Genomic DNA, 12923 nt, shown 5'->3' on the forward strand with positions numbered 1-12923 from the left:
GTCACTTTTCCAGAGTATTGAGCCAATCAGACACAATTTTTGTCCATGTATAGTTTTCCATCACGGCTTTATTCAAAAGCTGCGATTGAGCATAATAATTTTTATAGCTCATGGAAACATCTTGTAATTTACTGGTCAAATCTTCAGGATCTCCAGATTTATAAAAAACAATACCTTTCAACTTTGCAGCTTGTTTTTGAATACTATTACCAACAATCATCGGTAGATTAAGAGATGCATACTCAAAAAGCTTCATCGGACTTCCTGATTTAGCCATTTGAGTATCACTTGGATGTAATATCAAAATAGGATTTTTTATTAAAGATAATCTTTCTATTAGTGTGTCATGACTAAATGTACCTAAATATACTTTAGAGTCATCTTCATCCCTAAATCCGAAAATATAAAAGTTATTAAATAGTTCTTTATTTAAAGCACAAACATCAAAAAGCATATCCCAGTCATAATAATCCTGTTTTTTACCAAAATAGACTAAGTTAGACTTCTCATTAAAATCTAAATTTGGGGAGAATTTTTGAAATGGCTTTGGGTCAAAACCATTTGGCATAATATATATATCATATCGTGGCGCACATATTTTTTCTATTTCACCCTTAGAGTTTTCTGATACAACAATAATCCTACTCAATTTTGCTATAGAAAAAATAGATATCTTAACTAAATTTTTAATAATTTTATTATTCGAATTCAATCCAGTTATTGAGTTAACTTCAAAATATATATTTTTATAAAAAAATAGAAAAGGAAAAATAAAAAAGGGTAATACAGGTCGCCAACGAATAACTATCTTTTCTTTTTTAAATATCGACTTAATAACCTCAAAAAAAATATTTAAGATAAAAAAGTAAGATAAAGCTTTATATTTAATAAATTGGCTCTGTTCAATAAACTGTTCAGCCCCTTTCCCACTGATAAGCGTCACATGTTTTTCATTATTAGACAACCCTTCTACAAAACCTTTTGCATGGCTAACACGACCACAAGGACCTTCACCAAAAAAACGCCTTGTGGTTAGTATGTATTTGATATTCATAAAATATTTTCAAAACACAAAATCACAAGCATTATAACTCAAATCACTACTTTTACACCAGCAAAACGCAACCACGCTCACCAAATTACATAGCAAAAAAAAGAATATAATTCAATATAACTTAATGCTCTAAACCATCATCACCTACCAAAGAAACACATAGGATTTATTTTCAGAAAATTTTATTTAGAAGACATCAACTAGATGCCATATTATCATTTACAACAAATATATAAAGATTTTTAAAATATCCCTTCAAAACATCAGAAAATTAATTCAACAATCAACTTATTGAGATAAAAATTAAGCTACCCAACAATCCTAGCCCTTTATTTGTATAGTGTCATGGTTTTCTTTTCAAAAGAATACTATAATCCTTATCATAAATTTGGCTGCCCAAGATCATTCACCCTCACATCAGTTTTTATGAGTATACTGAATTGAATATAAAAAATATTCTATATTTCGCGATAGGACCTATAGGAATTGCTTTTTTTGGGTTTATTTCCATACCAATCATGGCATGGATTTTTCAGCCAGAAGATATTGGTCGCCTTACGATGCTCCAAGTATCAAGCACATTTGCTGTACTCATTCTTACTTTAGGTCTGGATCAGGCATATATTAGAGAATATGAAACTTCAGAAAATAGAAATAGCTTATTAAAACACTGTATCATTCCTGGATTCATTTTTTTAGCATTAATTAGTGCTACATTATTAGCATTTCCACAAAAAACATCAGAATGGATTTTTGGCATTCAGCAAGGAAACCTTGCATTACTATTAGTTATATATATTGCCTTGTCCTTTTTTTCAAGATTTCTATCATTAATATTGAGAATGCAAGAAAAAGGACTTGCTTTCTCAATTAGCCAACTTGCACCCAAAGTTACATTTTTATTTCTGATATTAGGGTTTTATTTCCTCAAAGATCATCTAACATTTTATGATTTACTATTAACTCAACTTATATCCATTCTAACCGTATTTTTATTTTTTGCATGGAATACAAGAAATACGTGGACAAGATCAATCAATGAAAATATAAACAAGAAAGCACTACAACCATTAATGCTATATGGCTATCCACTTGCATTGGGTGGCATTGCTTATTGGGGCTTAACATCCATAGATAAAATTATGCTAAAAACATATTCAAGCTATGAACAACTAGGACTATACTCTGTTTGTATCAGCTTTGCTGGTGCAGCCTTAGTCATTCAAAGTATCTTTTCAACGATTTGGGCACCAACTGTATTTAAATGGATAAATAAAGAAGACGGCGTAAAAAACATAAATCTAGTTAGATCACATTTAGCTCAAATAATTTTGATTATTTTTCTATTATGCTGTAGTTTTTCTTGGATCCTAGACTACTTACTACCAAAGCAATATACAGATGCTAAATTTATTCTGATGGCATGCTTGTGTTATCCTCTTATATATACAATTTCAGAAACAACTGTTATTGGGATTAATATAACAAAAAAAACCCACCTATCATTATTTGCCTCTCTTATTGCCTTTGTAATAAACATCATCGCTTGTTATATTTTAATTCCAAAATTCGGAGCCATTGGAGCTGCGATTAGCACAAGCATTTCCTTTCTTTTCTTCTTATTTGCAAGAACAGAATTTTCCATATTTGCTTGGCAACTCTTTCCAAGAAAGCAAGTCTACCTTTCCAGTATCGCAATGGTTACAACATCCATTTTAATTATTATCTATAGAGAACATATAGGATATCTATTTTATTTAGTCTCAATACTCATCACAACAATATATATTTATTTATATTACAAGAATAATAAAAAATTCCTAGTGGATATGATAGAAAATAGATAAGGCTTATTATGGATATATTTTATAAACCTCATTTAGCCTCTGAATTTGTTTTGAATTCATATCCTCACCCACATTAATGTTTTTTAAAGCGACACTACTTTTAACAAATAGTGGCATTAAATAATATTCATAATCTGTCTTTACAATTTCCCTACCATTTAGTATCGTCATACAATTAAGCCAAATATCATCAGCTAACGGACATAACTCTTTTATTTTCTCTTTATCAAAAGCATCCTTATGTAAGGAGTTTGGAGGATATAATACCCCACTACCACCATATTGCATAATATCCGTAGATGGGCCATTGAATTTAAAAAGTAAATTAGTCCACTCTTTATAATTACAACCATTTTTTTTAGCTGCTAAGTGACAAATGACAGCTCTGGGAAATTTCTGATGAAAGCTTAACAGGCTTTCAAGCATATTTCTTGAATAATAAAAATCATCATCGACAGTTATAATTTTCGCACTTGGGTATTTCTGCATAGCATAATAATATTTTTTATGTGACCGAAGATCATCTTCAGTCCATATAATTTCCAAACCTCTTTTTGTTTGTTTTAATAAGCTCTCAGGTAAGTCCTTTTCTCCGTTAAACTGCAATAGAGACAACGTTAAAACAACTTTACTGGGCTTAACTGTTTGATCAAATAAACTTTCAACTACCAGCCAAAGAGTGTCAATACGATCTGGAAAGCTTGTTAGTGAAATAACGATATCCTCTGATCCACCTACCAACTTAGAGCCTATATTTTTATAATAAATAGGTGCAAGAAAATTATAAACACGACTACAAAGAAAACGAACCCCTTTAGTGAAAATATTATTAAAGCCAACATTCTTACTATAAGTTAAATACAAAAAATTCATCATCTTCTTATATCCAAGAAACTTATTGAAGCCAAAATAGCCAGATATAACCAAACATATACCCCCATTAGATACCCACTATTAATTATGCAAAAAAATGGAAAAACCACCAATAAAAATAAAAAAACAAACTTATTTTCACCTTTTCCTAAGATAACCCTTATTGTCATAGAACTTAATAAAAATATAAGTAACAAAAATCCAAAAAGACCTAACTCATATAACATTTCACCAAAAAAGTTATGCGGAGCAATTATCATCTTGTTAGGGTAATTCTCAAGCATATAATATTTATAATTACCAATACCGAACCCTAATAACAAGCTAGCTAACAACCCACCCAATGGTAAGAACAAATTTTCAAGCCTATCACTGGATTCCAAACCAGAATTTTCATAACGCAGAACAAGTGTATCGAGAATATATAAATTATTAAAAAGCAAATACAGACCACCACAAATAACTGTTATCTTTACTATTGAGTTCAACACTAAAGATTTTCCTTTATGAAGAATCAAGAATAAAAAACTTAACAAAATTAAAAAAGCTCCAGTTCTAGAGCCATTAATTAAAATAACATAAGCCATAATTGAAAATAAAAATACGCCTAAAACTCTATACATAAAATTATATTTAAGTATAGAGAAAATCAACAATGGCAACATCATCACCAAAACCATAACATAAGTATTATAGTTTCCAAATGTAAAACTACTATATTCTCGACTAATTAATGACTCAACTCCATGATCAATATTCATGCTCAAATGATTTCCTGTACTTATCTCATAGACAGAAAATAGCAATGCAATACCGAGAAATATATAAACACCATTTACAATACTTTTTAATTTGAAATTAGAATTTTTATAAAATGTAAAAATTATAGAGTAAATCATTAAATTAATAATTAAATATATATAACTAATAAAGCTTTCTTTGATATTTCCCAAAGTAAAAAATACAGATGCAGCACCGTATAGAGAAATACCTAACAAAAAATAGATTTGGACTTTATAAAGTTTAATTTCCCTAAGAATTAAAGGGAAATAATATATAAAAAACAATATAGCAAACAATCGTATGGGCTGAAATGCCCCACCATAAGCACCAAAAGCCAAAATTAAAAATAGAAAAATTAAATAATAATCATATTTATTAGGCTTCATTAAATATTTCCATAAAATCAGAGAAGTATATTTTAATACACTTCTCTCTTACTCTATATTTTATACAACTTACAAATGACACATAGTTAACAGGTCTTTATTTCGCGAAATATTTCTGAACTCTTTATGCCCTACCAAAATCAAATGAATATCCGCTTTATCCTTTTCTTCCAATTGGATGAGTTGAACGTTTGAAGGCATATTTGCTGGTAGCTCATCAATATTTGGTTCAATCGCTAAAATATTTAAGCCTTGCTGCGCCAGCTTCTTGGTAATCTCTAGAGCAGGACTTTCGCGCAAGTCATCAATATCAGGTTTAAATGCCAAGCCATAGCAGGCAACAGTTACGTCTTTAATCGTTTTTGATGGATTTGCTTGTAAAAAATCAGCAATTTTGATCTTAACCTGGTCAATCACCCACTCAGGTTTTGCATCATTCACTTCACGCGCAGTACGAATCAAACGCGCTTGTTCTGGTGTTTTCGCAACAATAAACCAAGGGTCAACAGCGATACAGTGTCCACCTACACCAGGTCCTGGTTGCAAAATATTTACGCGCGGATGACGATTAGCTAAAGAGATCAACTCCCAAACATTGATATCTAACTTATCACAAATCATCGAAAGTTCATTTGCAAAAGCGATATTCACATCACGGAAAGAATTCTCCGTTAACTTACACATCTCAGCTGTACGAGCATTAGTTTCAATACAGTCGCCTTTTACAAAAGTTTTATATAGATCACATGCAGCTTTTGAGCAACGTGGTGTCATCCCACCAATGATACGGTCATTACTGATCAATTCTTGTAAAACTTTACCTGGTAATACTCGTTCAGGGCAATGAGCTACCAATATATCTGCTTGCTCACCATGAGTCTGAGGGAAAGTTAAATCAGGGCGCGCCTCACTTAACCATGCTGACATCTGTTCCGTGGCTTCTACAGGTGATGTTGACTCTAAAATAACAAGATTCCCAGGCTTTAAGAATGGCGCCAGAGCTTTTGATGCAGCTTCAATATATTTTAAATCAGGTTGATAATCGCCTTTAAATGGTGTTGGAACAGCAACGATATATGCATCTGCTTCTGTTGGCATAGTCTGAGCTGATAACTTATCTTGTGCCACAACATCACGCACTAAAGCATCTAAATCAGGCTCAACAATATGTACTTTACCTTGGTTAATCATATCAACAGCATGTTGATTGACATCCACACCTGTCACTTTTACGCCGTGAGCAGCAAACGTTGCCGCAGTCGGTAAACCGATATAACCGAGTCCAATTACACAAATATGTTTAAATGAGTTGTTCATATTCAATACTTTTAAAATTAAATGGTTAAAAACTTAAACGAAATTTCTTTTCAAGAAATCGATGATCTGTTGGCAGGCTGTTCCATTTCCATAAGGATTATGTGCTTCTGCCATAGTGGCATATATCTCTGGATTTTCTAACAACTCGCTGACTGCCGTTTCGATATTACTGATATCCGTACCGACCAAACGTACTGTTCCTGCATCAACAGCTTCAGGGCGCTCAGTGGTGTCACGCATAACTAGAACAGGTTTACCTAAAGAAGGCGCTTCTTCTTGTATTCCTCCTGAGTCTGTCAAAATGAGATAACTACGATTCATCAAATACACAAAAGGCAGATAATCCTGTGGAGCGATCAGAGAAACATTATCAATATTCGCCAATAATTCATTAACAGGTTGTTGTACATTTGGGTTTAAATGGACTGGGTAAACAATCTGAATATCAGGATATTTCTTTGCAAGATTTGCCAAAGCTGTACAAATATTGAGGAAGCCTTGTCCAAAGTTTTCACGGCGATGACCAGTGACTAAGATCAGTTTTTTATCTTTATCTAAAAAGCTAAATTCTTGCACAAACTTCTGGATAAGTTGTTGATCTTGCTCCACCTTGGTTTTTACTTGCAACAAGGCATCAATGACAGTATTCCCTGTGATGACTACCGTTGCTGGATCAACATTCTCTTTCATCAGATTTTGGTAAGAAGATTGAGTAGGTGCAAAATGATAGTTTGTTAGCACTCCCGTCAGTTGACGATTTGCCTCTTCAGGCCAAGGAGAGTACAAATCGCCTGTGCGTAACCCTGCCTCTACATGCCCTATTTTAATCTTATGATAATAAGCAGCCAATGATGCAGCAAAAGTTGTGGCAGTATCCCCATGCACCAAGATTAGATCTGGTGCCCATTCCGTAAAGACCTGCTCTAGTCCTTTCAAAACACCAGAGGTGACATCAGATAAAGTTTGACCGGGTTTCATCAAGTTAAGATCAAAATCGGGTTTTAAATTAAATAGTTCTAGAACTTGATCTAACATTTGTCGATGTTGACCAGTTACACAGACCCTGGTCTCAAAGTCTTGGCTAAACTCTTGTAATTTTAACGCCAACGGGGCCATTTTTATTGCTTCTGGTCGAGTACCAAATACTAATAAAACTCTTTTCACCCAATTCACCCTTTTATTAATGATTCATATGACCCAAAATTATTTTAAATCATAAAGTTCCTGATTTCACCAACCCAGTGATATCAAACCTGTTACAAGCAATTAAAAGTAATAGCCTTTATCAACAGTTAGATATTTGCCATGCTAATGTTCTTTGCTTAGCTTAATACGTAAAATTGATCGATGATTTCTATTATTAATCAAATCACGAAATCTCATTTAAACACTTAAGAAAGCTGTATCTCAGCATATTTCTGATCGACATTTTTTAGTCTATCTAAAGCATTTCCAACAGATGTCATTTCTGCTTTCTTTTGCTAAAGTCTAAATCGGAGGTACTATATCAGAATATTTATAACAGCCACATTTCAATTGTATGAATGTGTTAATAAGCTGTGTACTGGTTCACATTTTAGTCGAAAGCTCACTTATGTGGATTTCTTTTTAGAAATACTAAACATACAAAGCCGATAGATTTCGCAATGCTTTTTTAAGTTTTTTCAGCTAGAATTGGACAAATTCTGGGCCTCAAGACTGTGAGTTTTTGGGCTACTGATATTAATTAGATATAAATAATCAAGGGTCGTGTGTGAAGTATTATCAGCTTTTTTCTATTCTCGCGGTGAGTATCGCTGCAACTAGTTGTGCTGTTACTCCAGGCTTGCAAACCTATGACATCCCAGCTGAAGGAGTGTATACCACCGATCTGGGGACAACAGTCAATGTCATTAAGATAGATCAGGAAAACCTAACTGCTGTGCAACCTGCACAAGTGAATTACCAATATCAATACAATGCTTTGTTCCAAAAACAACAAGTAGGTTATCGTTTAAGTGCTGGAGATGTACTTTCCATTCAACTGTGGGCATATCCTGAAATCACCCCACCAATTACTACAGTAAACAACGAACAAGCCGTTCAGGCCTTCGGTTATCCAATTGATGCGAATGGTTACATTCAACTCCCTTTAGTAGGACGTTATAAAGCGACTGGAAAAAGCTTAGCGCAACTGAATGCTGAGCTACGAGGTCAGTTTGCACGTTATTTAAAAAACCCAGATGTTATCGTTCGTGTTTTATCTTATCAGGGCCAACGTTATTCAGTACAAGGCAGTGTGCTTCGTGGTGGTCAATTCTATTTAAATGACCAGCCAACTAGTATTTATACTGCTCTTGGTATGGCCGGCGGCATTAATGACAAAGGCGCAAATACTTATATTCAGTTGATTCGTAATGGTCAAACTTACGATCTGAACACAATTGAGCTTGAAAAGTCAGGCTACTCACTACATAAACTTTTAGTACAACCGAATGATACGATTTATGTTAGTACCAGAGAGAATCAAAAAATTTATGTGATGGGTGAATCTGGTAAGAATCAGGCGTTACCTATGCGTGATCAAGGCATGACCTTAAGTGATGCTTTAGGTGAAAGCTTAGGAATCAACCCGCTATCAGGCAGTGCTAGTCGTATTTACGTACTCAGAACCAATCCAAATGACCGCAGCACGGCACTGTATCATATGAATTTGATGAGCTTGGGTGATTTTGGTCTTGCCAATCAATTTAAATTGCGCAGTAACGATATTGTCTATGTGGATGCAACTGGTTTAACGCGTTGGCAGCGTGTGGTCAACCAAATTATTCCTTTCTCAAGTGCTTTATATAATATTGATCGTTTGGGGAACTGATGCAGATTAAAAATATCTTGGTGATTTGTGTGGGAAATATCTGTCGCAGCCCAATGGCAGAATATTTCTTAAAGCAAGCCTACCCCCAACTTCATATTGAATCTGCTGGTATCTCAGGCTTAACAGGTCATCCAGCAGATGAAAAAGCGCTGCATTGCATGCAAGCACTTGATATCGACATGAGTGCACATATTGCAAAAAAGCTAAAAGCCGAACATCTTAAAAATGCAGATTTGGTTTTGGTGATGAGTCAAAATCAACAAAAACATATTGAACAAACATGGCCATTTGCTAAAGGCAAAGTCTTTCGCCTAGGACATTGGCAAAATAAGAATGTGTCCGATCCCTATCAACATGATCAAGCTTTTTTTGATAGTACATGCCAACTGATTCAGCAGTGTGTGGCTGATTGGAAAAAATATATTTAACTTTTAGATTTAAGATTATGAGCCAAAATACCAATACTGAAGATACGATTGACTTAAAGGAACTTTTCTTTGCGCTACTGGCACAATGGAAACTGATCGCATTATGCGTCATGCTCAGTCTTGTATGTGCATTGTTATATCTACGTACTACGCCAAATACATATTCCGTCGATGCGCTAGTACAAGTTGAAAGTAGTAAAGGTGCTTCAGCTGCACTTCTGGGTGATCTTTCTCAGGTTATTGACCAAAAATCCCCTGCCCAATCTGAAATCGAAATTTTAAAATCGCGCTTAGTCCTTGGTTCAGTGATACAAGCATTAAATCTAGATATCAATATTTCAAATCCAGATGATACTTTTGTACAGCGATTGCTAGGAAAACAAAATTATACAACTGAATACAGCCCTAAAGGCGTCACATTCCAAGATGGTCAAAAAGTATTTGAAATTCGCAAATTTGAAGTACCCAATGAATTTTTAGATAAAACTCTTCGTTTACAATTTAAAGGGAATCAGTTTGAATTAATTGATACAAAAACTGATGAAGTGCTGTTATCTGCACCTATGAACCAGGAAAATCAACTATCCAATCGCTACGGAACCTGGAAGCTGAATGTTTTCTCAAAGGATCAGCTTAATACGGATTATCTGATTAGTAAATTTTCCTTACCATCTGCAGTAAAATCAATTAGTGCTAGGTACTCCGTTGCAGAAAAAGGTAAATTAACTGGAATTTTAGGACTGAGCTATCAAGGTGAAGATAAACAACACATCACCAAAGTGCTCAATGCAATCTTATCCGCTTATAGCGCACAAAATGTTGCACGTAAATCGGCAGAAACAGCTCAAACACTCAAGTTTTTGGATGAGCAATTGCCAGAGTTAAAACAACAACTCGATAAAGCTGAGCGCGAGTTCAATAAGTTCCGCCAACAGTACAATACTGTGGACGTTACCAAAGAGTCTGAACTATATCTCACACAGAGCATCACATTAGAAACTAAAAAGATTGAACTAGAACAAAAACAAGCAGATATTGCAGCCAAATATACGGCAGAACACCCAGCAATGCGTGAAATTAATGCCCAAATCACTGCGATAAAAAAGCAAATTGCCGATCTGAACAGCACATTAAAACAATTACCTGATCTACAAAGACAATATTTACAGCTTTATCGTGAAGTTGAAGTCAACACGCAATTGTACACAGCGTTGTTAAACTCTTACCAACAACTTCGTATTGCCAAAGCTGGCGAGATTGGTAATGTACGTATTGTGGATACGGCTGTAGAACCAGTAGAACCAATTAAACCTAAAAAGTTGCAAATTCTAATACTTGCTATTTTCCTTGGTGGTTTCATTGGGACTTTGATTGCTTTATTACGCAATATGTTACGTACCGGGATTAAAGATTCATCTCAGATTGAACGAGAGCTTGATCTACCTGTCTATGCAACAGTACCACGCTCCCCAGTTCAAGAAACTCGTATGAGTATTTTGAAAAAGAAAAAGAGCATTCCTATTCTTGCTGTTAAAAATAGTGATGATATTGCTGTCGAAAGTTTACGGAGTATTCGTACCGCCATTCACTTTGCACTGAGCAATGCCAAAAACAATATTGTGATGATCGCAGGTCCTGCACCTGAGGTCGGTAAGTCATTCATCTCAACCAATCTTGCAACGATCTTTTCTCAAAGTAATAAAAAGATCTTACTGATTGATGCGGATCTTCGTCGCGGTTATTTGCATAAATACTTTAACAAAGACGTGAAACCAGGACTTGCTGAATTACTGACTGGTCAAGCTGAACTGAGCCAAGTGATTCAGGAAACCGAAGTGTCGGGCTTAAGTATCATGACTCGTGGCAAAAACCCAGCCAATCCATCTGAAATTCTAAGCTCTGAGCAATTTAAAACATTGCTTGAAACCCTCAGCCCTCAATACGACCATATCATCATAGATACGCCACCAATTTTGGCAGTAACGGATGGTATTATCATTTCTCAATACGTCGGCGTTACTTTATTGGTTGCTCGTTATGCCAAATCACAAATGAAAGAACTTGAGCTCAGTTTGAATCGTTTTGATCAAGCTGGCGTCAAAGTAAATGGATTCATTTTGAATGATATTCAACGTGCAAGCGGTGGTTATGGCTATGGTTATAACTATGCCTATGCCTACAAAGCAAATAACAAAGACGACTAAACCCTCTTTGTTTACATGATGATAAAGCCAGATCAATGATCTGGCTTTATTGCGAAACCAGATACTAACATCTTTTAGAAAACATAAAGCCTATAAAAAATACACGCATTTTTCTGATCAGTTATTCAATGCGAAAGCAGAGACATGCTAAGATCAATGCCATATTTTTTATCAAAATCTCAATTTTGGACATCTCATGAGTAAAGCGTTACCTGTTATTGTCGCAGCCGTTTTAGGCGGTGCAGCCCTTGTTCCAATTTATTATGCCACTCAACATCCTGCGACTGAGCTTGGTAGTAAAGCTGATAAAAATGCAGCCCCAGTTGCTAAAATTAGCTACGCCTTAGGTTATGAAGTTGCGAAACAGACTCCACCAGAGTTAGAAACAAGCGCATTTATCACAGGTTTTCGTGATGGACATGCAGATAAACCTGCTGCTTATACTGAGGAAGAACTACAAGCCGCTTACGTAGAATTCCAACAAGATATGCAACAAAAGCAAATCGAAGAGTCTCAAAAAGCCGAAGCAACCAGCAATACATTCTTAACAGAAAATGCCAAAAAAGAAGGCGTTAAAACCACAGATTCGGGCTTGCAATATAAAGTCACGAAAGAAGGCACAGGTAAAAAACCAACCGAGACTTCAGTGGTGAAAGTACATTACAAAGGTCAGTTGACTGATGGTCAAGTATTTGACAGTTCTTATGATCGTGGTGAGCCAATCGAGTTTCCACTCAATCAAGTGATTCCTGGCTGGACTGAAGGTTTACAATTGATGAAAGAAGGTGGTAAGGCAACCTTCTATATTCCTGCAAACTTAGGTTATGGTGCTCAAGGTGTTCCAGGCTCTATTCCGCCGAATAGTACTTTGATTTTTGATGTTGAACTCATCGCAGTTAAATAATAAATATAGGGAGAGCATGTGCTCTCCCTTATTTTTGCAAATGCATTCTGGACGAAATAATGAAAAAATTAAGTTTAATTTTAATGAGTATGCTGATGGGTAGCGCTTATGCGGCACCAATCACTTTGAAAAGCCCACAACAAGAACAGTTGGGCTATAGCTACGGTTATTTAATGGGTAAAGGCAATGCCAATACCCTCAAAGATTTGAATATTGATGCTTTTATACAAGGCTTAAAAGAAGCAACTCAAGGCAAGCCAGCATCTTTAAGTG

At 35.0% G+C, this 12923-nt stretch carries 11 protein-coding genes; 6 read left to right on the forward strand and 5 right to left on the reverse strand.

Annotated elements, in window-relative coordinates:
- Position 1: 1 nt before the first annotated feature.
- Positions 2-1054 carry a glycosyltransferase gene (locus tag HMPREF0023_RS14770; protein WP_008942469.1) on the reverse strand — a complete coding sequence of 351 codons (1053 nt, stop codon included), beginning with the start codon at positions 1052-1054 and terminating at the stop codon, positions 2-4.
- A 440-nt stretch (positions 1055-1494) separates the two neighbouring features.
- Here HMPREF0023_RS14770 and HMPREF0023_RS14775 point away from each other — a divergent pair, with 440 nt between their 5' ends.
- Positions 1495-2901 carry an oligosaccharide flippase family protein gene (locus HMPREF0023_RS14775; protein ID WP_008942470.1) on the forward strand — a complete coding sequence of 469 codons (1407 nt, stop codon included), beginning with the start codon at positions 1495-1497 and terminating at the stop codon, positions 2899-2901.
- A 6-nt stretch (positions 2902-2907) separates the two neighbouring features.
- Here the strand turns inward: HMPREF0023_RS14775 and HMPREF0023_RS14780 are convergent, their stop codons facing one another.
- From HMPREF0023_RS14780 to wecB, 4 genes are all read right to left on the reverse strand, one after another.
- A complete protein-coding gene (locus HMPREF0023_RS14780; RefSeq protein WP_008942471.1) occupies positions 2908-3777 on the reverse strand; it encodes a glycosyl transferase in 870 nt (289 codons plus the stop codon).
- Positions 3774-4943 carry an O-antigen ligase family protein gene (locus HMPREF0023_RS14785; RefSeq protein WP_008942472.1) on the reverse strand — a complete coding sequence of 390 codons (1170 nt, stop codon included), beginning with the start codon at positions 4941-4943 and terminating at the stop codon, positions 3774-3776. Before HMPREF0023_RS14785 ends, HMPREF0023_RS14780 begins: the two co-directional genes overlap by 4 nt.
- 69 nt (positions 4944-5012) lie before the next feature.
- Complete coding sequence (wecC, locus tag HMPREF0023_RS14790; protein WP_008942473.1) at positions 5013-6260, reverse strand: UDP-N-acetyl-D-mannosamine dehydrogenase; 1248 nt, start codon at positions 6258-6260, stop codon at positions 5013-5015.
- A 33-nt stretch (positions 6261-6293) separates the two neighbouring features.
- Complete coding sequence (gene wecB / locus HMPREF0023_RS14795; RefSeq protein WP_017396651.1) at positions 6294-7424, reverse strand: non-hydrolyzing UDP-N-acetylglucosamine 2-epimerase; 1131 nt, start codon at positions 7422-7424, stop codon at positions 6294-6296.
- A gap of 589 nt (positions 7425-8013) precedes the next feature.
- On the opposite strand from wecB, the gene HMPREF0023_RS14800 reads away from it, so the two are divergent.
- From HMPREF0023_RS14800 to HMPREF0023_RS14820, 5 genes are all read left to right on the forward strand, one after another.
- Entirely contained in the window at positions 8014-9114 is a 1101-nt protein-coding gene (locus HMPREF0023_RS14800) for a polysaccharide biosynthesis/export family protein (RefSeq protein ID WP_008942475.1), read from the forward strand.
- Positions 9114-9542, forward strand: a complete 429-nt coding sequence (locus HMPREF0023_RS14805) for a low molecular weight protein-tyrosine-phosphatase (protein ID WP_004637394.1) — start codon at positions 9114-9116, stop codon at positions 9540-9542. Before HMPREF0023_RS14800 ends, HMPREF0023_RS14805 begins: the two co-directional genes overlap by 1 nt.
- 17 nt (positions 9543-9559) lie before the next feature.
- Positions 9560-11746 (forward strand): polysaccharide biosynthesis tyrosine autokinase, encoded by a 2187-nt coding sequence (locus HMPREF0023_RS14810; RefSeq protein WP_017396650.1) that lies wholly within the window; start codon positions 9560-9562, stop codon positions 11744-11746.
- A 196-nt stretch (positions 11747-11942) separates the two neighbouring features.
- Entirely contained in the window at positions 11943-12650 is a 708-nt protein-coding gene (locus tag HMPREF0023_RS14815; protein WP_008942477.1) for an FKBP-type peptidyl-prolyl cis-trans isomerase, read from the forward strand.
- Between the two features lie 59 nt (positions 12651-12709).
- A partial coding sequence (locus tag HMPREF0023_RS14820) for an FKBP-type peptidyl-prolyl cis-trans isomerase N-terminal domain-containing protein (RefSeq protein WP_008942478.1) occupies positions 12710-12923 on the forward strand: 214 nt, incomplete at its 3' end.

It is taken from the genome of Acinetobacter sp. ATCC 27244, from assembly GCF_000156555.1.
Classification (GTDB): Bacteria; Pseudomonadota; Gammaproteobacteria; order Pseudomonadales; family Moraxellaceae; genus Acinetobacter; species Acinetobacter haemolyticus.